Origin of the sequence: Mesorhizobium sp. B2-5-13 (assembly GCF_006440535.1) — a bacterium.
Lineage (GTDB): Bacteria > Pseudomonadota > Alphaproteobacteria > Rhizobiales > Rhizobiaceae > Mesorhizobium > Mesorhizobium salmacidum.
Genome location: NZ_VFUI01000001.1, coordinates 83346 through 104163, shown reverse-complemented (window position 1 = coordinate 104163; position 20818 = coordinate 83346). Strand labels below are relative to the sequence as shown.

The following is a 20818-nucleotide window of genomic DNA, read 5'->3' as shown; positions in this document are numbered from 1 at the left end:
CTAATGAAATGAATAGTATATATCACAAAACTTGCCATTGCGCCCATGATGGACCGAACAAAATCAGATGGTTATGAGAGCACGTGTGCAAAAATCGCACACGAAACTTCTGCTTCTCTTCTTTTTTCGTTCCCACGACGGAGCCGCCGACGTTCCTTTTTTGACGCTCTTCTGCCGAGGATATTGACCGCTTCATGCGGATGTTCGCTGCGATATCCGTGGGCCTCGTTGTCCTCTGCGGCGTCCAGTTTGCCTGGGGACTTTCGGACCCGAGTGCGCTGAGAAACGCGGAAATTGTGGTCGTCATGATTTTCTCCAAGGCAAGCAGCGACGAGGGCTGCAACATTGCCGCGATAACCTTTGCGGCGTTGTGGTTTCTGGGTCTTGGGAAAGATTGCTGTGTTGCCGCTATCGATGCCGATCATCGTCCCACACCGCGTCCTTGATGCAGCGGATTCATTCCCTAGTTAATTCCGTGGGCACCGTATTCGCGAGTTTCTGCCTTGGGGCAGCGGCGGTTTAGACGTTCTGACCGCATGCCGCGCAAGGACGGCTGGGCTGAGGCACATTTGGAGACTGCCGTGCGTCGATCCCTTGGATTCAGCTTGGCTTATTTTGCATTCGCGTGCTCGATCGCGGCAGCTTGCGCTGGAACTGCAGCCGCCGGCCCGCACGGCGGAGGGCATGACGGTGGCGGCCATCAGGGTGATAACGGGGGTCATGGCAGCCATGACAACGGCGGCAACGGCAAAGGCAAGGGCAAAGGACCTGCCGGCGATCCCGGCGATCCTGTGGGCAACAGCGGCAGTCCGCCGTCGACCAATGACGGGATCAGCACCACTCCAACGGCCTCAATACCGTCAACTCCAGCTGACATTGTCGACCGGTCCACAGACGGCGGACATTCGCTCGACCTCCCGCCCGCCCTGCAGCCTCTCGAAGACAACACTGTTCTATCAGCGGTCCACCCGATCGAAGCGCTGCCCGGTGTCCCGGATAAGGTCGTTCGCGCCTGTCAGGACGCAATCGAGCAGGCCGCCGCCAAGTTTGGCGCGGCCAGTGTGCGCGTCAGCAGCGCAGGTTCCATACGTCGGCTGAGCCAACGTAAGATCTCGGCCCCTGTTCAGGTCAGCATCGACTATATGCATCAGGGACGGGTGGAGACGCGTCAGGCGCCGGTCGGGTGCGAATTGAACGCGAAAGGCAGCGTGATCGGTCTGACATAGCGCAGAGCGCGGAACTCCTTGCGAATTCATTCCGCTTTTCCCGGCCTCCGTGTGTTGCGAATGGTGCAGGCCAATGAATGGACCCTTCATCGTCGTCGCAATCGTTTGGAATTCAATCCGACGTCGGGTGTATTGGCCGGAGGGCAAAGGGAAGCGCGACAGTACGCACGCGGATCACCCGCGAGGAGTTGCGAAGCTTGCTGCGCGTAGTCGTCTTCTGGCTGACAGCTTTCACCTGACCGGTGCCGTCCGATGCGCGGCCAGAGCGCGGCTGCAGCGGCGGCTCAATTTGCGCGCTGCGGCGCTCAGCCCTGAGCTTGTCATTGTCCGCGCGTTTGGCAGCCAGGTCGCGGGCCAGAGAAACAGTGGCTTCGCGTTGGTTGTCCAGAGCTTCGTTCAGCCTGGTGACCTGTCCTGAAAGTGTTGGAGACGTGCCGCGCTCCAGGCGGGCTTTATTAAGGTCCTCACGGGTCGATACTGCGGCAGCGCGTTCTCGTGTCAGAGCCTGCGCGGTCTCGGCTGCGGTCTGCTCGGCACGCTCTCTTGCTGACACAGCCTTGGCTCGTTCCTGCTCAGCCGCATCGCGCTCGAGGCGGGCTTTATCGAGATCCTCATGGGCCGATGCTGCGGAAGCGCGTTCTCGTGTCAGAGCCTGCGTCGCTTCGGCTGCAGTCTGCTCCGCACGCTCTCTTGCTGAGACAGCCCTGGCTCGTTCCTGTTCAGCCGCGTCGCGCTCGAGGCGGGCTTTATCGAGGTCTTCCTTGGTCGATGCTACGGAAGCGCGCGCCAGGGCGAGAGCTTGCGCCGTCACGGCTGCGGTCTGCTCCGCACGCTCTTTTGCTGAGACAGCCTTGACTCGTTCCTGTTCAGCCGCGTCGCGCTCGAGGCGGGCTTTATCGAGGTCCTCACGGATCGATGCTGCGGAAGCGCGTTCTCGTGTCAGAGCCTGCGCCGTCTGGGCTGCGGTCTGCTCCGCACGCTCTTTTGCTGAGACAGCCTTGGCTCGTTCCTGTTCAGCCGCGTCGCGCTCGAGGCGGGCTTTGTCGAGATCCTCACGAGTCGATGCTGCGGAAGCGCGTTCCCGGGCGAGGGCCTGCGCAGTCTGGGTTGCGGTCTGCTCCACCCGTCCTCTCGCTGTGGCTGCACCGGTTCGTTCCCGCTCAGCCGTATCCGCGATCGCGGCCTTGGACAGTTCCATTGCCGCGAGGTCGCCACGAAGGTCCTTCGACTTCCGGCGCTCGTCGTCAAGCACTCCGTTCACTTGCGCAAGCGAGGCCTTGGCACTGGCGCGGTCCTCGGCGGCCGTGGCCTCAAGCTGGGAAATTTGCGCCCGCGCTTGGGATAGGTCGCGCGCCATCAGTTCGGTTCGCTGACGCTCCAGATGAGCAGCCGGCATCTGCGTAACGACATAGTTGATGCTCTCGCCCAGCAGCCTGCGAGCGTCTCCCGCAATGCGCTGCAATGCGCCATACGTGCGGGCTGCCGCGAGTTCGTTGCGCAGACGCTCCCCGTATGCGTTGTCGGCTGCTGCCATGCTTGTCCTCAGGACGTCGACCTGCTTGCGCGATTCCAAGAGCTCACTCTGCAGAGAGGCGCTTCTGGCGCGCTCTTCTTCCACAGCTCGGTGCTCCTGGCCGGCCTGATCCCTCGCAGCGGATGCCTGAGCACGAGCAGCCTCGACTTCAGCGTTGGCAGCCGCGAGATCCGGGCCAGGCGCTTCAGTATTCGTACGCCCGCCGCCCTGGGCTGGTCCCTCCATATCCAATGCAGCACTCGCCGGAACCGCGAAGGATCGCGAAAGATCGGGCGGGGAGGGATTCTGGGCTTGCGAAATGGCGGGGGCGCTTTCGACCCAATTTGGTCTCGTCATCGTATAGCCAAGCGGCACGGCCAGGCAGACTGTGGCGATGCCCAGGCGTGATACAAGACCGATAGGCCAGCGAACACGAGGAGGAGGGGGCGTAGCGATGTTGGTCGGGGAAGCGAAAGCATCGGGCAGGTCGCCTGGCGAACTCTCATAAGCTTCGGAGATCATCTCGAAATGCTCGATTCGCACCCCCAACTGACGGTAGTTTGCATCCTGAGGCCGGGCATCCGCATCTGAGGGCACGACAGCCTGAGAAGAACCAGATCCGGTTGCAAGATCAATCGGGCGTTCCCAGACCCAAGAAACCTCATCGAGAGGGACAGGCTTGCATTCTTTCAGGTAGGCATTTGGATTCGGGCGACCCCGCAGCAATGCGATAAGGGCATGCCGGAGCACAAGAAAGGCGCCCGCCAATACGAGCATCGCGATCCCGCCCAGGATGGCGAGATCTGTGTCACTTGTGTAAATTCCACCAAGATGATTTGGCATCGCCGTGCCCGTGTGGTTTTTGGGTGCAATTTTAAGCTCGCGAAGCGGTTTTCGGGTCCTCTCCCTGGTGCTGGCTAAAGCCTCTGCCTGCTCTCGAAGCTGTCACTGCTTCGGGTCCTCCAGTGCCGTGCGAATACAATTGTTGCGTTGCGGAGCGCCGGTCGTGCGCTGGCAGAAGATCCCGGCGCAGAAGATTTGCGCTCGAACCGAAACTCGAAGATGCCATGGCCGCCGGTTGTCGCCCGCCGCCAGCGCCCCGAAAAGCCGACTCGCACCTCTCCATCGTCAATATCCCAAAAGTTCTCCCACGGTGCGTTCCAATCCGCATTTTCGGGGTCCGGACGGTCCATCCTGAACTCTAGCTAGGCCACAGACCTCCACGGTCAACCATCTCGGCCAGTACTTTGGCCATGCAGAACGGCCATTGTGGTGCCTGCTCTTCGCGGGTCTGAGTCTCCAGCAGCGATCATGGACGCCGTAGCGAACCCAATTTCGGTGACGCCGATGGCGAATGGCACTACAAGATTTACCGGAGCCGGCGCAGTCGTGGTCCTTAACCCCCTTGGCCAAGTCGTTACCCTCTGGCCGAAATGACGAACCAATGGCAAACGATGATGAGTATTAAATCAATGGGAGCGGCAATCCGCACAATCCTACTATCGGATTGGGACCCGTTACTGGTCAGAGATGTGTCGGTGGCGCAAGACGGCCTTGGAGCGGCGAGGGGACTTGCCTACATCGCACATGTCGTCGATATGAAGGTCTATCAGTTCGCCGAAGGTCTTCAGGCGCGCTATACGGGACTTTGTCGGCGTCTCGCCACGATCGACTTGCCGTTCGGCATCAGTTGCCCAACGTCGTGCGTCGTCTCGGCGCAGGAAGGTTTCGCTGACGTAGCGTCCTTTGCGACGGACTTGGACACGCCAGGAACCGGACGGGAGCTTTGTGTAGGTGGCCATTTTTTCGTGTGCGCTTCGTGTGCACTGAGAGATCGAAACGTGGCGAAAAGGGTCGTATTCTGGCGTAAATTCGGGTTGGGCCGCTAGGACCTAAGAATTTGATGTTAAAGGAAAAATGCTGAAAAATCAAGATCATAGGCTGGCCATTGCACCCATGATGGATTGGACGGATCGGCATTGCCGGTTCTTCCATCGCCGGCTGACGATACATGCGATGCTGTACACCGAAATGGTTGTCGCCGACGCAGTGATCCATGGCGCACGCGAGCGGCTGCTTGGCTTCGATGAGGTGGAACATCCCGTCGCCCTGCAACTTGGCGGCTCGGATCCCGCAAAACTTGCCGAAGCGGCGCGTATTGGCGAGGCCTTCGGTTATGATGAGATCAATCTCAATGTCGGCTGCCCGTCCGACCGCGTCCAGTCGGGCACCTTCGGCGCTTGCCTGATGAAAGTGCCCGACCTTGTCGCCGACTGCATCGCCGCGATGAAAGCGGCAGTGACGGTGCCGGTCACGGTCAAATGCCGCATCGGCGTCGACGAACAGGATCCGGAGCCGGCGCTCGATGCGCTGGCGAATGGGGTTTTCGATGCCGGCGCCGATACCTTGTGGGTGCATGCTCGCAAGGCGTGGCTGGAAGGGCTGAGCCCCAAGGAAAACCGCGACATCCCGCCGCTTGACTATGACAGGGTCTATCGGCTGAAGGAAAAAAAGACGAACAAATTCATTGGCATCAATGGCGGTATTCAGTCGCTTGAAGAGGCTCGGACGCATCTCGATCATGTCGATGGCGCCATGCTCGGCCGCGCCGCCTACCACACACCAGGCATTCTGGCCGGTGTTGACGCCGCCTTCTACGGAGCGCTGCCGGAAGCGTTCGATTTCGCGGCGCTGGTCGATGCGATGGCGGATTATGCGGCGCGCCATATCGAACAAGGCGGACGGCTCGGCCATGTCACCCGCCATATGGTCGGGCTGTTTCACGGGCTGCCCGGCGCGCGCCGCTACCGCCAGATCCTATCCACCGACGCGACCCGGCCCGGAGCCGGACCGGACGTGCTGAAGACGGCTTTCGCGGCTGTCGAATTTGGTGGAGCGGCCGCCGAAGCGGCCTGAACTTACAGCATGTCGCGGCGAATAGGATTCGCCTGACCGGCTGTAAGCTTCTGATTTTATGCATGTCGTTGTCCCGGAACCGAGGGCACTTCCGGGCGACATGCATTAGTCCCTGAGGATCATACGGTCGCCGCGCACGTCGAAGCCCGAGAGCGAACCGATGAAGTTCATGCCGAGCAGGCTTTGGCTCAGCATGCCGGGAGCGGCGATCATTACCGACATATCCTTGCGTACGATGCCGCCGATCGCCAGCTCGTGGGTCTTGACCGCTGCGGCGCGTGCCATGCCGTTGGCTGTCGAAACCTGTATTGTGTAGTTGAGCGCCGCCGGATTGAAGCCGGCGGCTTGCGCGTCTTCCGAAGTCAGGACCGTGCTGGTCGCGCCGGTGTCGACGACCGTGCGAACCGGGTTGCCGTTGACCAGGATGCGCGCTTCGAAATGACCATTGTCGGCCTTGTCCAGGGTCACGGTGGCGTGGCCGTCTTCGACGCCGAGCGCCAGCGGACTGCCGGGAACGAGGCCCGCGGTCACGCGGCTGGCGACGTCCTGCAGCTCGTAACGATATTGGTAGCCGGCGATCAGCGCGAGCACGATAGCGGCCCAGGCGCCGAGATTGCGGGCCATCACTCCGAGCGGAGCCGACCGCAGCAAGCCGGCACCGATAAGGGCGCCGAAAGCTCCAAGCCAGATCAGCCGTCCAAAATCGTAATTCTCGACGCCGAGCGTGCTGCCGGCGGAATCGTTGAGCATGAGAAGCGCTGCCCCCACGCCGATCACCGCCATCACAGTCCAGAACAGCCGGCTGCTCATCCGTCCCTCGCTAGAGTGCGTCGCGTTCGCGCGCCATGCGGGTGCGGCGTGTTTCCCGGCGCGGCCGGCGCTCGACGGTTGCCAGCCGGGCCGGCAGTTCGGCCATCACGCTGCGGCGCGCCTCGGGCGTCATCGCCATCCAGGCGCCGATCTCGTCGCGCGTGCGGCCGCAACCGAAGCAGAAGCCGGTTTTCATATCGATCGAACAGACCAGGATGCAGGGAGTTTCGATGGCCGTCATGACTTTCTCTCGAGGGACCGGGTCCGGAATCCGCTCTTCCATCTCCACATGGTGCAACGGCAAAGCCAATGCAAGCCCTCGCGATAGCGCCTTCCGTGACCGCCTTTGCGGCAAACCAGCAAGGACGATCGAGGAGGTTGTGCCGATCACGCAAGGCAGCTATGCCGCTCCCTGGATCCAGGAACGATTGTTCGCGACATGACCAGTGCACTGCCTTTCGATGATTTCCGCAACCTGCTCGACAATTTGCCGGCAGCCGACCTCAAAGCCGAAGCGCGCGTGCGCACGCTGTTTGCCAAGGCCGACAAGCCGGTGAATTCGCTTGGCCGCGTCGAGGACATCGCCGCGTGGCTCGCGGCCTGGAGCGGTCGCGCTCCGCCCGCCGTGACCAGGCCCTTGATGGCTGTCTTTGCCGGTAATCACGGCGTTGTCAGGCATGGCATTTCGACGAGGCCCGTGGCGGCGACCGCCAACGCGGTCGAGCTTTGCGCGGCCGGCGGTGCGGCGATCAACCAGATCTGCATTGCCAACGACCTCGGTCTGAAGGTGTTCGATCTTGCCCTGCACATCCCGACCGGCGACATCGCCGAGGATGCCGCGCTCGATGAACGCGGTTGCGCGGCCACCATGGCCTTCGGAATGGAGGCGATTGCCGGCGGCACCGACCTGCTTTGCCTGGGCGATCTCGGCGTCGGTAACTCCACCGTCGCCGCCGCCCTGTTGGCCGCGTTGCTGGGGGGCAGGGGTGCCGACTGGATTGGTCCGGGATCCGGCGCCGATGCGGCGATGCAGGCCCGCAAGGCGGAGGTGATCAATGCGGCGCTGGCCTTTCACGGGAACCATCTGGAAGACCCGCTGGAGGCGCTGCGCCGGGTCGGCGGCCGCGAGTTCGCGGCGATAGCGGGCGCAATCCTTGCCGCACGGATGCAGCAGATACCGGTACTGCTCGATGGCTTCGCGGCAACGGCAGCCGCGGCGGTGTTGCATGCGGCGAACCCCGCAGCGCTTGATCATTGTCTTCTCGCCAGCCTGTCGCCGGAGCCCGCGCATGCAAGGGCCGCCGAGCACCTCGGGCTGCGTCCGCTGCTCGATCTGGGCATCGGTCATGGCGAAGGGGCAGGAGCAGCCCTGGCGGCCGGGCTGGTCAAGGCAGCGGCATTGACAAGTTCAGGCATGGCGGCGGCTGTGCGGGGCTAACGTCCCCGGTCCTCGCGCGTCAACGCCGGCTATTGGGAATGCGATAGACGACCGAGGTATATTTGGAATTCGAGCGTGTCTCGACTATTGAACCGCCAAGGCCTTCCGCGATCCTTCTGCTCGCCACGTTCTCTTCTGCGGCTGGATACTCGAAGCAATCCGGATTGAATGCGTCGGACGCCCAAGCCGCCACGGCGGCAACGGCCTCACGGCCGATGCCGTTTCCATGTACGTCCTCCCTTAGCCAAATTCCGATCTCGGGACAGGCAGTCCTGCCGCATGAAGGCCGACAAGCCCCAGGCAGCGACCGCCCCCCAACGAACGCACGACGAAATGCAAATCCGATCCGTCAAGGATCGGGGCCAGCCAGGATCGCCATACCTCGCCAAAAGCCGCTGGTGATCGAGGTGGTTCCCACTGCATGAAGCGGGTGATCGCGGGAGTGATGACGGCAAAGACTTCTGCGGCATCGTCGGCCGCAAACAGCTTCAGGCGAAGCCGCTGCGATTTGATTTCGATGCTGCTGGCATCCCACTCCGCCGTCATTATGGTCCGTTCCTTTTCTCGGCTGTGTCGACGCAGGCGCCCAAGGCGCTACCGCCGTCGCGCGGCGACCGCGGCGGTCGGCAGCGCCGGCAGTTCTTCCATCACCCTGCTCAGCGGGAAGATGGCGATCGCCTCGGTGCCCTCGCGCAGCTTGGAATGAAGCTCGAACTCGCCGCCATGCATGGCGAGCAGCCCTTGCACGATCGGCAGGCCAAGCCCGGTGCCTTGCTCGGCGCTCTTGATGGCGATCGACCCCTGGCCGAAGGCTGAAAGCACGATCGGGATCTCGTCCTCGGGAATGCCGGGGCCGTTGTCCTTGATCGAAATGTACTGTCCTCCACCCGCCGTCCAGCCGACCCGGACGCGGATTTCGCCGCCGGTGGCGGTGAATTTGATGGCGTTGGACAGAAGGTTGAGCGCGATCTGGCGCACGGCGCGCTCGTCGGCGAACAGCCGCGGCAATGTCTGTTCGAAATCCTGAACGACGCGGATATCCTTATTGCGTGCCTTCAGCTCCATCATGTGGCAGCAATCCTCGACGATGTTGAGCAGCATCACCGGCTCCTCGTTGAGCTGGTATCGGCCGGCCTCGATGCGCGACAGGTCGAGGATCTCGTTGATCAGGTCGAGCAGGTGCTGGCCTGAATCATGCACGTCATGGGCATAGTCGCGATAGGTGGGATTGCTCATCGGCCCCAGCACCTCGTTCGCCATCACCTCGGAAAAGCCGAGAATGGCGTTGAGCGGGGTGCGCAATTCATGACTCATCGAGGCGAGGAAACGCGATTTTGCAAGGTTGGCGTCCTCGGCCCGCCGCCGCGCCTCGTCCGACATCGATTTCGCCGTCTCCACTTCGGCGATCAGCGCATCCTTTTCGGAGCGGAACGACAAGAGCAGCAGGGAGAAGCGATTGAGGTGACTGGCGATATAGACGAAGAAAGGCAGCGACAGGACGAGCAGCCCGGCCATGATCGCCTCGACCGGCATCCACGACCTGGTCGCGGCATAGGCGTAGAGCGCCACTGGAAACGCGAAGGTCGCCAGCAGGGCGCCGCTCAGGGACGAGGCCATGAGCGCGGTCCCTGCCATGGCGAACAGGAGCACCACCGCCTTGATCACCTGGAACTGGTCGATCTCGCAGGCGCCGCAGCCCAGCCAGACGAACCAGGCCCAGCCTAGGCCGCAAAGGAAATGCCCGACCAGGAATTCCCTTCGCGTTTGCAATGAGTTGAGTTCAGAAGCTTCCGTGCGCTCGATGCGCCGCGCCATGAAGACGACTGTTGTATAGCAGGTGAGCGTAAACAAAGCCCAGAGCCCGATCTCATTGCCGACACCGGCCAAACGGCCGGCCGCGGCGATCACCAGGACGAGCAGCGGGATGACGACGGCACCGCTTGTCATGGTCCGGGCGTGGAGCTTCAGCAGTTCGCGATCGAAATCGGGATTGCCGGCCTGCTGCGAAAGACGGTCGCGCGTCTTGCGCACCGCGCGCGCGACATCGCTGTTGCGATGCCGTTTCCTGCGGTCCACAATGAACTTGTCCGCTGTGTTCGAGCGTTGCAAGGGCATCAAAAGCTTCAATTTATGCGCGCAGCGATTTCAAGGTGTTAAGCTACGTTCGAATGATTAACCAACCGTTTGCCATATGAGCCGTTCCTGGTCGCCAAGGTCGCGCCCGCGGTACGCGGCACCTCGCCGCAGAAGCCTGTGGCGCAAGCTGCTGGACTACGGGCTGACCGTCATCATTCTGGGGCTGTTGATCCTGCTTGCGGTGCGTCTTGACCGCGTGGAGACACGCAAGACGCAAGGTACGGCCATCATCAATGACGGCGATTCGATCACGCTCGGCGCCGAGCGCATCCGTATGCGCGGCATCGACGCTCCGGAGTATACCCAGACCTGCCGCAAGAGCGGCGCCGACTATGCCTGTGGTACTCAGGCGCGCCAATCGCTGGTGCGGCTGATCGCCGGCAGGCCGGTCACTTGCAGCGGCTGGCAGCGCGATCGCTATGGCCGGTTGCTTGGCGACTGCAAGGCCGGCGGCACCGACCTCAACCGCGCCCAGGTCGAGGCGGGCTGGGCCGTCGCCTATGGCGACTTCGAAGGCGAGGAAGCCACCGCGCGCGCCGCAAGGATTGGCATCTGGGCGGGCACGTTCGACCAGCCGCAGGATTGGCGCGCCAGCCACCACGGCGATGTCGTGGAGCGAAAACATGGCATGCTGGCGTCGATCGGCGATGCCGTGCGCGAGATATTTCGGTTCAGGTGAAGCATGTCTGGCGAAAGGAAAAGGAGGATCGAAATGAAGCTGTTCGACGGCGGTCGTGCGCCCAACCCACGGCGGGTTCGCGTTTTCCTCGCTGAAAAGGCGATCACGGTTCCGTTGGTGCCCATCGACATGGGCGCACTGGAACACAAGCAGCAGCCGGTCAGCTCGCGCAATCCGCTGCGGCGCCTGCCGGTTCTGGAGCTCGATGACGGCACCATCCTCACCGAATCCGTCGCTATCTGCCGCTATTTCGAGGAGCTTTATCCCGAGCCGGCATTGTTCGGGCGCGGCGCACTTGGCAAGGCGCAGGTCGAGATGTGGCAGAGGCGGATGGAGTTCAACCTGCTCAGCAGCGTCACGCAAGCTTTCCGCCACATCCATCCGGCCATGAAGGAATGGGAAATCCCGCAGAATCCCGAATGGGGCGAGGCCAACAAGCCGAAGGCGGTGGATTTTCTCAGGCTGCTGGACGCTGAACTGGGCAGCCGCGAATTCGCCGCCGGCGACAACTATTCGGTTGCCGACATCACCGGCCTGATCGCGATCGACTTCATGAAGCCGGCACGCATCAAGGTGCCGGAGGAATGCACCAATGTGCTACGTTGGCATCAGGCCGTCTCCAGCCGCCCGAGTGCCGCCGCTTGAGCGTCCAACTGGACAGGCTCGCCGCGACGGTCCGCGCCTGCCGCATCTGCGTCGACACCCCCGTCGGCAAGCCGCTGCCCCACAAGCCGCGTCCGGTGCTGCGACCTTCGTCCAGCGCCCGCATCCTGATCGCCAGCCAGGCCCCGGGAACCAAGGTGCATCTGTCGGGCATGCCATTCACCGACGCTTCCGGCGACCGCCTGCGCAACTGGCTCGGTGTGACCAGCGACGAATTCTATGACATCGAGAAATTCGCCATTGTGCCGATGGGCTTCTGCTTTCCCGGACAGGACGCCAAGGGCGGCGACCTGCCGCCGAGGCGTGAGTGCGCCCCGGCCTGGCGCGCGCCCTTGATGGCGTCGATGCCGCGGATCGACCTGGTGCTGGCGATCGGCATCTATGCGCAGACCTGGCACATGGGCGCGGCGCGCCGCCCCTCGCTGACGGAAACGGTGATGAACTGGCGCGCCATCTGGGACAGTTCCGTCGGCCCCAAAGTGCTGCCACTGCCACATCCATCCTGGCGCAACACTGGCTGGTTGAAGCAGAATCCTTGGTTTGAAATGGATTTGCTGCCTTTCCTGCGGTCGGAAATCCGCTATCGCCTCGGTTAGGCATTCAGCAAGAAATCACTCGCTTTCGGCGCAGGCAGCAGAATTTCTTTCTTGTGAACGGCCCAAATAAAAGGGAATATAGCGAAACTATTCCACCAGGAGCCTCCGATGGATCGCCTTGACCGAAAAATTCTCCGCCTCCTGCAGGAGGACGCGACGCTCGCGGTCGCCGACGTTGCCAAGAAAGTCGGCCTGTCGACCACGCCGTGCTGGCGGCGCATCCAGAAGCTCGAAGAGGAGGGCGTCATCAAGCGGCGCGTCGCCATTCTCGACCACGAAAAGGTCAATGTGCGGGTCACCGTCTTCGTGTCGATCCGCACCAATTCGCACAGCCATGAATGGCTGCGCCGGTTCTCCGAGGTCATCCAGGAATTTCCCGAGGTGGTCGAATTCTATCGCATGAGCGGCGACGTCGATTACCTGTTGCGTGTCGTGGTGCCCGATATCGCCGCCTATGACGCCTTCTACAAGCGGCTGATCGCCAAGATCGAGATCCGGGACGTGTCGTCGTCCTTCGCCATGGAGCAGATCAAGTACACGACCGAAATCCCGCTCGACTACATGGTGCTGGACAAGGAGTCGGGCGCCAACGCGGCCTGATCCCGCAACTCAATTCTTCTTCTTGTTGAGGAAACTCCAGGGCGAGTTCACCGGCAATACGATGGAATCCGGCACCGTGTCGACGGCCATGACATCTGCCTTGCGCACGGCGTAACCGGATTGGATGACGCTGACGCCGTCGAGAATGAACAATTGGCTTTTCTCCATCTCCGGCTTCAGGGCACCAGTAACGGCGACCGGCTGGTAGGCTTTCGACATCTTGTAGGGACGGGCAGGCGTGACCAGCATGATCTGATTGGGCGGCGGCGTCGGCATGTGGCTGCACGCGCCGGTCCAAGGCACCAGCAGGAACTGATAGACGAGATCGCCGTCGCGATCGACCGGCAATGCATAGCCGGCTAATTGTATCGTTTTGCCCTGCAGGGCAACCGACAGCGTCTCGCCGTGATCCGGCAGTTTCGCCGCGATCATCGGCAGGCCGGCGTCTTCGGCAACCGCCTGGGTTACCGGGCGCAAATCCTTCCAAAAGATGTGCGTGGTTTCGGCCGAAGCGCCGGCGGTGGAGAGAGCAAGCGCGGCAGCAAGCGCCAGGATTGATTTGAAATGGGTCATGGCCGCATCCTTTGCGGGCGAGTAAAGACGCCGCCGTCGGTGGCGTCAATGCTCGAGCCGCATCATATGTCGGGCGAGAACCGGCCGCAGCACTCCTCAACCTGTCAGGTCTTTCTGGCGGCGAGGCGCTCGATTGTCCTGGCATCCGATAGTTCCTTCACAGCATCCTTGCCGATCCAGCGCGCGGTCTTGTCGGTCGATTGCGCGAGCCTTTCGGCGACAGCAAGGGCAGCACCGTGCATAACCATGGACCGTTTGCCGAGCGAACGAAGGGCCCAATTCACACCCTTCTTCACGAAATTGCGGGCGTCGGTGGCCTGCACTTCGATGATGGGCAAGAAGGCGAGAAAGGTCGCCTCCGGCTCTTTCTTCCGGTGGACGACAGACCAGGCCATCATGGCAAAAGCCGTGCGTCGAACAAATTCCCGTTCATCGGCCGCAAATTCTCTGATCAGTTCTATCCAGGCATCCGTGTCGACGAACAGATCAGAGACGCCATCGACGATATCCCAGGAGTCGAAGCTCGACGCCCATTGCCTTGCATCCGCGGCGGAAAACCGCTTTGGGTCGGCCGTGACGGAAGCGATGAATTGCGCCTCCACGATACCTGTCTGCCACAGCGCGAACGCGCGCTCGTGGTTGCGCTTGATTTTCTTGGCAATCTGCCGCTGCACACCGTGCGAGATGCCGAGCGCACGTTCGATCTTGATGCCGTAGCGCAGCATGCCAAGACGATTTTCCGCCGAGGCGATCGAGCGCAGATACGCGACGATTTCTTCTGCACTGGATTGGGGCGAAAGCTCGGCCATCGCGATCCTATTTTTCCAGCCGGGCCAGCAACGAGGATGTATCCCAGCGTTTGCCGCCCATCGCCTGCACGTCCTTGTAGAACTGATCGACAAGCGCGGTCACCGGCAGCCGGGCGCCGTTGCGGTCGGCTTCCGCCAGGCAGATGCCGAGGTCCTTGCGCATCCAGTCGACGGCGAAACCGAAATCATATTTGCCGGCGTTCATGGTCTTATGTCGGTTTTCCATCTGCCACGAACCGGCCGCACCCTTGGAAATCACCTCAATGACTTTTTCGATGTCGAGGCCGGCCTTCTTGCCGAAGTGGATGCCTTCCGACAGTCCCTGCACCAATCCGGCGATGCAGATCTGGTTGATCATCTTGGTGAGCTGGCCGGCGCCCGCCGACCCCATCAGTCCAACCATGCGGGCAAAGGCGTCGATGACGGGCCTGGCCCTGTCGAACGCCGCCTCCTCGCCACCGACCATGACGGTCAGCACGCCGTTCTCGGCGCCGGCCTGACCGCCGGAGACCGGTGCGTCGAGAAATGAGAATCCGCCCGATTGCGCGGATTGCGCCAGTTCGCGCGCGACTTCAGCCGACGCCGTGGTGTTGTCGATGAAGACCGAGCCTTTCTCCATCGCCTTGAAGGCGCCTTCCGACCCCGTGGTCACCGAGCGCAAATCATCGTCGTTGCCGACGCAGGAAAAGACGAAATCCTTGCCCTCGGCGGCCTGGGCCGGCGTCGCGGCAAGGCTGCCGCCATGTTGGGCGATCCATTGTTCGGCTTTGGCTTGGGTGCGGTTGTAGACGGTGACGTCGTGGCCGCCCTTGTTCTTCAGGTGTCCGGCCATGGGATAGCCCATGACGCCAAGACCGAGAAATGCCACCGATGCCATGCCTTGTCCTTCCGGCGAAACAGAGATTTCAGCTGCGGAAGCTCTAGGCCATGCGACGAATTCGTCAAGGCGCGCACCGCCGCATCGACTGGCACAGGCCGATCAGGAACGGTTCAGCGCTTTAGGTGGATCGTGATCCGGCGCTCGATCCATTCGACGCCGTGGCGCAGGATTTCGACCATCACAAGATAGACGATGGCGACCCAGACATAGGCCTGGAAATCGAAGGATTTGGCGTAGGCGAGCTTCGCGTTGCCCATCAGGTCGTAGACGGTGATGATGGCGACGATCGCCGAAGCCTTGATCATCAGAACCAGCTCGTTGCCGTAGGGCCGCAATGCCACGATAAACGCCTGCGGCAGGACAACCTTGCGCAGCGTCTGCAGCTTGTGAAGGCCGAGCGAGGCGGCTCCTTCCCATTGGCCCCTGGGCACGCTTTCGATGGCGCCGCGCAGGATCTCGGCCTGATAAGCCGCGGTGTTGAGCGCAAAGGCGAAGACGCCGCAGTTGAAGGCCTCGCGGAAGAACCACCACAGCCCGATGGATTCGAGCTGCAGCCGGAAAGAACCCAAGCCATAGTAGACGAGGTAGACCTGGACCAGCAGTGGCGTGCCGCGGAAGAAATAGACATAGCAATAGGCAAGGCCGGACAGGAAACGGCTCTTCGACATGCGGCCATAGGTGACGGGCAGCGAAAAGATCGCGCCGACCACCATCGAGATCGCAACGAGCGACAGCGTGGTCCACAGCCCCTGCAGATACGCAGGCGCATATCTGGCAAAGAACTCGCCATTCCAGGCATAGATGAGATAGGCGAGGATACCGAGGCCGAAGAGAATCCAGAGGCCGACGAGCGCGTACCCGACGATACGGGTGCGTGGCCAGCCGCGTGCCTGCGGCGGCGGCCGGTCAACGGAGATAGCTTGGCTGACGCTCATCGTGCCTCCCTCCGTCCCAGCGAACGCAAGATGAACCCGGTCGCGATCGATGACAGGATCGTCAGGACGAGGAAAACCAGGGCCGCGACGCTGTAGAACAGGAACGCGTGTTTCGTGACACGCGCCGCCACCCCCGCGTTGCGCAGGGTTTCGGCGAGGTTGACGACCGAGACCAGGGCGGTGTCCTTGAGCAGGCTGAGCCAGCAATTCTCGAGGCCGGGGAAGGCGATGCGCAGCAGCTGAGGCAGGATCACCTTGCGCATGGTCAGCCATGTCGACAGGCCGATCGCGTAGCCGCCCTCATACTGGCCCTTGGGAATGGCGCGAAAGGCGGAGAGGAATACCTCGCTGGCGTAGGAGGAAAAGATCAGCGACAGCACAATCATGCCGGCGATGAAGCTGTCGACGTCGACCGTCGCCTCGGGCTTGAACAGGCGGATGACATATTGGAGCAGGATGGGCATGCCGAAGAAGAACAGGAACAGCGTCACCAGTTCCGGCAGGCCGCGAAATACGGTGGTGTAGATGTTGGCGGCCACCCGCAGCGACGGTTCTTCGGACTGCTTGGCCCAGGCGACGAAAAAGCCGATCGTCAGGCCGATCGGCAGCGTTGCAAGGGCAAGCGCGATGGTGACCAGCGCGCCATACGCAATATCGTCACTCCAGCCCTCGGGTCCCCAACTCAGCAGTGTCCATATGCTTTGGGCTGGCATTGACTGGTCTTATCCCCACGGCGCTCCTGAGATGAAAGGCGGCAGGGGTTCCCTGCCGCCTTGGCAATGATGATCAGGACTCGGCGCCGTAGACGTCGAACTTGAAGTACTTGTCGTTGATTTCCTTATATTTTCCGTTGGCACGGATGGCGTCGATGGCGGAATTCAGCTTGTTGACCAGGTCGGTCTCGCCTTTGCGAACGGCTATGCCGGCGCCAGGACCGAAAATTTCGACAGGTTGCGGCGAGGGCTGGCCGAGGATCTTGCAGCAGGCGCCGTCAGGCGAATCAAGCCACTGCTGCAGCACGACGATATCGTCCTCGATAGCGTCGAGACGGCCATTGGCAAGATCTGCCTGCTCCTCGGGACTGCTCGGATAACCTTTGACGGTGCTGTCGGTGTAGGTCTTCGAGGCATAGTTGAAATGGGTGGTCGTGGTGGCGACACCGATGCTCTTGCCGGCGAGGTCTTCCTTGGTCACGCCCTTCAGCGGCGAATCCTTCGGCACGGCGAGCGCCGACGGCGTGTTGTAGTATTTGTGCGAGAAGTCGACCTTCTCCTTCCTCTCCGGCGTGATCGACATCGAGGCGACGATGGCATCGAACTTGCCGGCCTGAAGTGCGGGAATGATGCCGTCCCAATCCTGGGCGACGAAGGTGCACTTGACCTTCATCTCATCGCAAAGCGCCTTGGCGATGTCGATGTCGAAGCCGACAAGCTGGCCATCGGCGGTGAGGTTGTTGAATGGGGGGTAGGCGCCTTCGGTGCCGATCCGCAGGGTCTTTTCCTGGGCCTGGGCTACGCCGAGCGTCAGCAGCGCAGCCGATGCGGCGAGCGCGATACGCAATGCAATACGCATGATAGTCCTCTCTTTATGGTCCCGGCCGTCGTTCCGAAACGGCTCTGTGGGGCGGTGCTTTTTGACCGCCCGCTGGGCCGATACTCCCACTCTTTCCAAGAAAAAAGCAACTGCAAAACCGCCAAAATCGGTAAAGGGAATCTGCCCTTACGTTACATCTCAAGCAACGAGGCCGGTCGTGCGCTCGATGAAGTCGGCTATGGATTCTACGTCGTCGAGGTCGAACACTGGCAGGCTCTTGTCGGTGATGGCGAAATCCGCGGCGACGGCGACAATATTGGGATCACCCGCCGCAAGCGGCGTCCGGTCCCTCGCTTCCAGCCGCCTCGTTTCGATCTTGCGGTGGGATTCGCGCTTGTAGCCTTCGACCAGCACGATGTCGCACGGGGCGAGCCGCGAGAGGATCGCGTCCAACGGCGGCTCTTGCTCGCCACGCAACTCGTGCATCAGCGCCCAGCGATTGCCCGACACGATCGCAACCTCGGTTGCGCCGGCCTGCCGATGGCGGAAGCTGTCCGCGCCTGGCTTGTCGATGTCGAAATCATGATGGGCGTGTTTGACCGTCGAGACCTTCCAGCCGCGCCGCACAAGCTCGGCGACCAGCTTCTCGGTGAGTGTGGTCTTGCCGGAGTTTTTCCAGCCGGTAATGCCGAAGATGCGTCTGTTCATGGCGTCATGCTCTGCAACAGGTGTTCGGCCAGGGCAAGATCGTCCGGCACGTTGATGTTGAAGAAAGGATCGATTGGTTGTCCGGCGGATTGCAGGAATGGGAATTCCACTTCGACATAGTCGTGCCGCTCGATGAAGGCCGAAACCCGCTTGTTGTCCTCGTCGACCAGGAAATGCCGCAAGGCTTCGCGGCATCCGGTCGGCCATAGCGCGAAGGTTGGATGCCGCCTGCCTGACGAGAAAGCGACGGCGATCGAACCGGGACGCTCATCGACTGCCGCCGCCAGACGATCGACGAGATCCAGCGGCAGGAAAGGCGCGTCGCCGGCAGCAGTGACGACCGCCTTGCAAGGCCTGCCGGCAGCGGCCCATTCCAGGCCGGTGAGGATACCGGCAAGGGGCCCGGCAAAGCCTTCGATGGTATCGGCCAGCACCGGCAGCCCGAAACGGGCAAACCGTGCCGGGTCGCCGTTGGCACTAAGCGCCAGGGTCTCGAACTGCGGGCCAAACCGCGACAGGACCTGGTCAAGCAAGCAGCCGCCGCCCAGCGGCAACAACGCCTTGTCACCACCGCCCATTCGTCTCGACTGGCCACCGGCCAGAATGATCCCCGCGACATCGCGCTTCATGCCATCCAGCCTGTACGCCAGCCGCGGGAAAGCGCAAGCGGCTTCAAGGGAGTACTAGAGTCCTTCCGGCGCCATGGCCGGGCCGGTGCTTTCGGCGACGATCCTTCGGCGGCCGACGATGCGCTCGCGATAAAGCGCATAGAGGCCCGAGCCGACGACTATTGCCGCGCCGGCGATCATCGGCATGTCCGGTATGTCACCGAAGATGATCAGGCCAAGTAGTATCGACCAGAGGAGCGCGGTATAGCGGAACGGCGCGATGAAGGAGATCTCGCCCGAACGCATCGCCATGATGATGAATTGATAGCCGATCAGCACCAGCACTGCCGCCAGCGCCAGCAGCGCCGTGCTTTTGCCTGTCATCGGTGTCCAACCGCCCAGCGGCGTTAACAGAAACGCGCCGACGACGGTCATGGCAAGCGCGGTGGCGGTTGATACCAGCATCGTCGGGATGGCCTGGGGGATGCGCTTGGTGGCGAGGTCCCGCACCGTGCAGCACGCGACGCTGGCCAGCGCCACCAGCGAATAGACGCTGAAGCCCTCGAAACCCGGCCGCACGATGATCATTACCCCGGCAAAACCGATAGCGATCGCCAACCAGCGCCGCCAGCCGACCGCTTCGGCGAAAAACAGCGCCGCGCCCATCGTCACCGCCAGCGGCAGTGCTTGCAAGACGGCCGAAACGCTGCCGATCGGCAAATGGGCGAGGGCGACCAGGAAGGACACAGTGGCGCCCGCTTCACTCAGCACACGGATCGCCACCAGCGGCTGCAGCATCAGGCGAGGCTGGACAAGCGCTCCGCGTTGCCAGGCCAGCAGGCCGACGAAGAGCGAGGCGAACGCCCCTCTGATCAGCATGACCTGCGCCATGTTCATCGACTGGGAAGAGTATTTTGTAATGGCGTCGTTGAGCGTGAAGCCAACCATCGCCACCACCATGAACAACGCGCCGCGAAGATTTGGGGAAAGGGGCAAGACATCTACCGGTTGCTTTGGCATGCAAGCCTGTAACAGCCCGCAACGAAACAGCAACAGCAAAGGGCTGGGCCAGGACCGGATACCCATCGTCGCCGGCGTGAAATCATCCTGGATCAGGCACGAATTCTGTCGGAAGGCGGCTTTGCCTCCCGACACTTGTACAGCCGAGGCGATCCCTATTTCTTCGGCGTCAGCACCTCGGTGCCATTCCCCTCCTTGCCGGCGATGGTCCACAGGCCATGCAGCGACCCGTCATCCTCAACCTTGTAGACGACAAGGCCGATATCCTTGCCCATTGCGTAGCCGGCGGAGAATGCGTTGTCGTTGCGCATGCAGATGCCATCGGAGGATGAGCCGCCCGTCTCCCAATGGATCGCGCAGGTGGTCCCGCTGGTCAGCGTGATGGTGGCCTCGCCGTCATAGGACGAACCGTCGAAATTGGTGCCGGCGACGGTGTAAGTGCCGCCGATCGACTGGGCAGCCGCGGGCAGGGTGGCCAAGCCGAGCAAGGCGAAAGAAAGAAGAAGTTGGCGCATGATGTTATCCCCCGAGAAAGCGATGAGCCGCTAGGGAACGGAGGCTAGGCGGGAAACCGTCACCAGTAAATCGGACCGGCATTTGCGGACAAAGATTTGCTTGCGGTGTGGCTAAAATGCTCGTGACCAGCTATGGCTCATGGACCCTTTAGGCTGCCGGCGATGACGCCGACCATCGGGTCATATTTCGATTCCAGCGCCGGTGGGTAATCGATCCAGACCGTGCGGACGACGCCATCCCTGCCAAACAGCCGCCGCTCGTAAAAGATCTTTCCATCCTTCACGCCCGACAGCACCGCCCAGTCCTTGCCGGCCTTGCTATAGGTGACCTCGTAGCCCGGCTCGTTGCTCGCTCTTTCGCCGGCAATGAATCCCTTCGGCGTGTCGTCATCGACATTGAATATGCCGGAGCATGTCAGGCTGGCGCTGTCCGCACTCAGCCACACCTGCCCGTCGCCATTCTCAGGCTCGGGCTGGCGATCGGTAAAGACATCGTCGGGAAAAGTGCAGACGGTGCCGAAGCGCTCGTTCACGTAGGTGGATTGCGCGGCAAACGCAGTGCTCGCCGAGCCCGCGGCGAGAGATGTCACGATCGAAAAGAGCCACCGCATGTCTGCCCCGAAGCCGAAATTGCAGGGCAATTCTCGCACAAAAAGACGA

The 20818-nt window shown here is 62.0% G+C and carries 25 protein-coding genes; 7 read left to right on the top strand and 18 right to left on the bottom strand.

The genetic code is table 11. The features are described 5' to 3' along the window. Positions 1–71 precede the first annotated feature (71 nt). Positions 72–425 (bottom strand): hypothetical protein, encoded by a 354-nt coding sequence (locus tag FJ434_RS00575; protein ID WP_140750308.1) that lies wholly within the window; start codon positions 423–425, stop codon positions 72–74. A 156-nt stretch (positions 426–581) separates the two neighbouring features. Between FJ434_RS00575 and FJ434_RS00570 the strand changes: the two genes are divergently transcribed. After that, entirely contained in the window at positions 582–1226 is a 645-nt protein-coding gene (locus FJ434_RS00570) for a hypothetical protein (protein ID WP_181166010.1), read from the top strand. A 112-nt stretch (positions 1227–1338) separates the two neighbouring features. Here FJ434_RS00570 and FJ434_RS30030 read toward each other — a convergent pair whose 3' ends face one another. Next, positions 1339–3582 carry a hypothetical protein gene (locus FJ434_RS30030; RefSeq protein ID WP_246678325.1) on the bottom strand — a complete coding sequence of 748 codons (2244 nt, stop codon included), beginning with the start codon at positions 3580–3582 and terminating at the stop codon, positions 1339–1341. Positions 3583–4656: 1074 nt separating this feature from the next. On the opposite strand from FJ434_RS30030, the gene dusA reads away from it, so the two are divergent. Next, positions 4657–5655: a tRNA dihydrouridine(20/20a) synthase DusA gene (dusA, locus tag FJ434_RS00555; RefSeq protein WP_140750310.1), complete on the top strand. Its 999-nt coding sequence runs from the start codon at positions 4657–4659 to the stop codon at positions 5653–5655. A gap of 105 nt (positions 5656–5760) precedes the next feature. On the opposite strand, the gene FJ434_RS00550 is transcribed toward dusA, so the two are convergent. Both FJ434_RS00550 and FJ434_RS00545 read right to left on the bottom strand, forming a co-directional pair. Further along, complete coding sequence (locus tag FJ434_RS00550; protein WP_140505417.1) at positions 5761–6465, bottom strand: TIGR02281 family clan AA aspartic protease; 705 nt, start codon at positions 6463–6465, stop codon at positions 5761–5763. A 10-nt stretch (positions 6466–6475) separates the two neighbouring features. Then, positions 6476–6706 (bottom strand): DUF1289 domain-containing protein, encoded by a 231-nt coding sequence (locus FJ434_RS00545; protein ID WP_140750312.1) that lies wholly within the window; start codon positions 6704–6706, stop codon positions 6476–6478. Between the two features lie 198 nt (positions 6707–6904). On the opposite strand from FJ434_RS00545, the gene FJ434_RS00540 reads away from it, so the two are divergent. Continuing rightward, a complete protein-coding gene (locus FJ434_RS00540) occupies positions 6905–7903 on the top strand; it encodes a nicotinate-nucleotide--dimethylbenzimidazole phosphoribosyltransferase (protein WP_140750314.1) in 999 nt (332 codons plus the stop codon). A gap of 19 nt (positions 7904–7922) precedes the next feature. Here FJ434_RS00540 and FJ434_RS30025 read toward each other — a convergent pair whose 3' ends face one another. From FJ434_RS30025 to FJ434_RS00530, 3 genes are read right to left on the bottom strand one after another with little or no spacing between them, the layout of a single operon-like run. After that, a complete protein-coding gene (locus tag FJ434_RS30025; RefSeq protein ID WP_246678328.1) occupies positions 7923–8120 on the bottom strand; it encodes a hypothetical protein in 198 nt (65 codons plus the stop codon). A gap of 23 nt (positions 8121–8143) precedes the next feature. Next, entirely contained in the window at positions 8144–8449 is a 306-nt protein-coding gene (locus FJ434_RS30020) for a GNAT family N-acetyltransferase (protein ID WP_246678326.1), read from the bottom strand. Between the two features lie 48 nt (positions 8450–8497). Beyond that, positions 8498–10018 carry a HAMP domain-containing sensor histidine kinase gene (locus FJ434_RS00530; protein ID WP_140750316.1) on the bottom strand — a complete coding sequence of 507 codons (1521 nt, stop codon included), beginning with the start codon at positions 10016–10018 and terminating at the stop codon, positions 8498–8500. Between the two features lie 76 nt (positions 10019–10094). Between FJ434_RS00530 and FJ434_RS00525 the strand changes: the two genes are divergently transcribed. The 4 genes from FJ434_RS00525 (at position 10095) to FJ434_RS00510 (ending at position 12577) form a co-directional block, all read left to right on the top strand. Then, complete coding sequence (locus tag FJ434_RS00525; protein ID WP_140750318.1) at positions 10095–10718, top strand: thermonuclease family protein; 624 nt, start codon at positions 10095–10097, stop codon at positions 10716–10718. Between the two features lie 33 nt (positions 10719–10751). After that, the gene (locus tag FJ434_RS00520) at positions 10752–11363 is read left to right on the top strand and encodes a glutathione S-transferase (protein ID WP_140750320.1); all 612 of its coding nucleotides are present in this window, start codon (positions 10752–10754) and stop codon (positions 11361–11363) included. Beyond that, positions 11303–11977 carry a uracil-DNA glycosylase family protein gene (locus FJ434_RS00515; RefSeq protein WP_140750322.1) on the top strand — a complete coding sequence of 225 codons (675 nt, stop codon included), beginning with the start codon at positions 11303–11305 and terminating at the stop codon, positions 11975–11977. The genes FJ434_RS00520 and FJ434_RS00515 overlap by 61 nt, the downstream gene beginning before the upstream one ends. A gap of 108 nt (positions 11978–12085) precedes the next feature. Continuing rightward, positions 12086–12577, top strand: a complete 492-nt coding sequence (locus tag FJ434_RS00510) for an Lrp/AsnC family transcriptional regulator (protein WP_006205209.1) — start codon at positions 12086–12088, stop codon at positions 12575–12577. 9 nt (positions 12578–12586) lie between these two features. On the opposite strand, the gene FJ434_RS00505 is transcribed toward FJ434_RS00510, so the two are convergent. The 11 genes from FJ434_RS00505 to FJ434_RS00455 all read right to left on the bottom strand — a co-directional run bounded on the left by FJ434_RS00505 (position 12587) and on the right by FJ434_RS00455 (position 20769). After that, complete coding sequence (locus FJ434_RS00505; protein ID WP_140505403.1) at positions 12587–13150, bottom strand: DUF3299 domain-containing protein; 564 nt, start codon at positions 13148–13150, stop codon at positions 12587–12589. Positions 13151–13254: 104 nt separating this feature from the next. Further along, positions 13255–13959, bottom strand: a complete 705-nt coding sequence (locus FJ434_RS00500; RefSeq protein WP_140750324.1) for a DNA alkylation repair protein — start codon at positions 13957–13959, stop codon at positions 13255–13257. Positions 13960–13966: 7 nt separating this feature from the next. Continuing rightward, on the bottom strand, positions 13967–14836 hold the full coding sequence (locus tag FJ434_RS00495) for an NAD(P)-dependent oxidoreductase (RefSeq protein ID WP_140750326.1): 870 nt from the start codon (positions 14834–14836) through the stop codon (positions 13967–13969). Between the two features lie 113 nt (positions 14837–14949). Next, entirely contained in the window at positions 14950–15774 is an 825-nt protein-coding gene (locus FJ434_RS00490; protein WP_140505397.1) for an ABC transporter permease, read from the bottom strand. Then, positions 15771–16487 (bottom strand): ABC transporter permease, encoded by a 717-nt coding sequence (locus FJ434_RS00485; RefSeq protein ID WP_140505395.1) that lies wholly within the window; start codon positions 16485–16487, stop codon positions 15771–15773. Before FJ434_RS00485 ends, FJ434_RS00490 begins: the two co-directional genes overlap by 4 nt. Before the next feature lie 73 nt (positions 16488–16560). Then, positions 16561–17346, bottom strand: a complete 786-nt coding sequence (locus FJ434_RS00480; RefSeq protein WP_027142669.1) for an ABC transporter substrate-binding protein — start codon at positions 17344–17346, stop codon at positions 16561–16563. Positions 17347–17505: 159 nt separating this feature from the next. Continuing rightward, positions 17506–18015 (bottom strand): molybdopterin-guanine dinucleotide biosynthesis protein B, encoded by a 510-nt coding sequence (gene mobB / locus FJ434_RS00475; protein WP_140711606.1) that lies wholly within the window; start codon positions 18013–18015, stop codon positions 17506–17508. Then, entirely contained in the window at positions 18012–18644 is a 633-nt protein-coding gene (gene mobA, locus FJ434_RS00470) for a molybdenum cofactor guanylyltransferase MobA (protein WP_140750328.1), read from the bottom strand. The genes mobB and mobA overlap by 4 nt, the downstream gene beginning before the upstream one ends. A 54-nt stretch (positions 18645–18698) precedes the next feature. Next, positions 18699–19619 (bottom strand): DMT family transporter, encoded by a 921-nt coding sequence (locus FJ434_RS00465; protein WP_140711604.1) that lies wholly within the window; start codon positions 19617–19619, stop codon positions 18699–18701. 179 nt (positions 19620–19798) lie between these two features. Continuing rightward, positions 19799–20158 (bottom strand): hypothetical protein, encoded by a 360-nt coding sequence (locus tag FJ434_RS00460; protein ID WP_140505387.1) that lies wholly within the window; start codon positions 20156–20158, stop codon positions 19799–19801. A gap of 137 nt (positions 20159–20295) precedes the next feature. Continuing rightward, positions 20296–20769 carry a hypothetical protein gene (locus tag FJ434_RS00455; RefSeq protein WP_140750330.1) on the bottom strand — a complete coding sequence of 158 codons (474 nt, stop codon included), beginning with the start codon at positions 20767–20769 and terminating at the stop codon, positions 20296–20298. Positions 20770–20818: the final 49 nt, after the last annotated feature.

What these genes read in the sequence shown, in the direction of transcription:
- FJ434_RS00575 (WP_140750308.1), bottom strand. Translation starts at nt 425, where the DNA reads ATGATCGGCATCGATAGCGGCAACACAGCAATCTTTCCCAAGACCCAG.
- FJ434_RS30030 (WP_246678325.1), bottom strand. Translation starts at nt 3,582, where the DNA reads ATGCCAAATCATCTTGGTGGAATTTACACAAGTGACACAGATCTCGCC.
- dusA (WP_140750310.1), top strand. Translation starts at nt 4,657, where the DNA reads ATGCTGAAAAATCAAGATCATAGGCTGGCCATTGCACCCATGATGGAT.
- FJ434_RS00550 (WP_140505417.1), bottom strand. Translation starts at nt 6,465, where the DNA reads ATGAGCAGCCGGCTGTTCTGGACTGTGATGGCGGTGATCGGCGTGGGG.
- FJ434_RS00545 (WP_140750312.1), bottom strand. Translation starts at nt 6,706, where the DNA reads ATGACGGCCATCGAAACTCCCTGCATCCTGGTCTGTTCGATCGATATG.
- FJ434_RS00540 (WP_140750314.1), top strand. Translation starts at nt 6,905, where the DNA reads ATGACCAGTGCACTGCCTTTCGATGATTTCCGCAACCTGCTCGACAAT.
- FJ434_RS30020 (WP_246678326.1), bottom strand. Translation starts at nt 8,449, where the DNA reads ATGACGGCGGAGTGGGATGCCAGCAGCATCGAAATCAAATCGCAGCGG.
- FJ434_RS00530 (WP_140750316.1), bottom strand. Translation starts at nt 10,018, where the DNA reads ATGCCCTTGCAACGCTCGAACACAGCGGACAAGTTCATTGTGGACCGC.
- FJ434_RS00525 (WP_140750318.1), top strand. Translation starts at nt 10,095, where the DNA reads ATGAGCCGTTCCTGGTCGCCAAGGTCGCGCCCGCGGTACGCGGCACCT.
- FJ434_RS00520 (WP_140750320.1), top strand. Translation starts at nt 10,752, where the DNA reads ATGAAGCTGTTCGACGGCGGTCGTGCGCCCAACCCACGGCGGGTTCGC.
- FJ434_RS00515 (WP_140750322.1), top strand. Translation starts at nt 11,303, where the DNA reads ATGCACCAATGTGCTACGTTGGCATCAGGCCGTCTCCAGCCGCCCGAG.
- FJ434_RS00510 (WP_006205209.1), top strand. Translation starts at nt 12,086, where the DNA reads ATGGATCGCCTTGACCGAAAAATTCTCCGCCTCCTGCAGGAGGACGCG.
- FJ434_RS00505 (WP_140505403.1), bottom strand. Translation starts at nt 13,150, where the DNA reads ATGACCCATTTCAAATCAATCCTGGCGCTTGCTGCCGCGCTTGCTCTC.
- FJ434_RS00500 (WP_140750324.1), bottom strand. Translation starts at nt 13,959, where the DNA reads ATGGCCGAGCTTTCGCCCCAATCCAGTGCAGAAGAAATCGTCGCGTAT.
- FJ434_RS00495 (WP_140750326.1), bottom strand. Translation starts at nt 14,836, where the DNA reads ATGGCATCGGTGGCATTTCTCGGTCTTGGCGTCATGGGCTATCCCATG.
- FJ434_RS00490 (WP_140505397.1), bottom strand. Translation starts at nt 15,774, where the DNA reads ATGAGCGTCAGCCAAGCTATCTCCGTTGACCGGCCGCCGCCGCAGGCA.
- FJ434_RS00485 (WP_140505395.1), bottom strand. Translation starts at nt 16,487, where the DNA reads ATGCCAGCCCAAAGCATATGGACACTGCTGAGTTGGGGACCCGAGGGC.
- FJ434_RS00480 (WP_027142669.1), bottom strand. Translation starts at nt 17,346, where the DNA reads ATGCGTATTGCATTGCGTATCGCGCTCGCCGCATCGGCTGCGCTGCTG.
- mobB (WP_140711606.1), bottom strand. Translation starts at nt 18,015, where the DNA reads ATGAACAGACGCATCTTCGGCATTACCGGCTGGAAAAACTCCGGCAAG.
- mobA (WP_140750328.1), bottom strand. Translation starts at nt 18,644, where the DNA reads ATGAAGCGCGATGTCGCGGGGATCATTCTGGCCGGTGGCCAGTCGAGA.
- FJ434_RS00460 (WP_140505387.1), bottom strand. Translation starts at nt 20,158, where the DNA reads ATGCGCCAACTTCTTCTTTCTTTCGCCTTGCTCGGCTTGGCCACCCTG.
- FJ434_RS00455 (WP_140750330.1), bottom strand. Translation starts at nt 20,769, where the DNA reads ATGCGGTGGCTCTTTTCGATCGTGACATCTCTCGCCGCGGGCTCGGCG.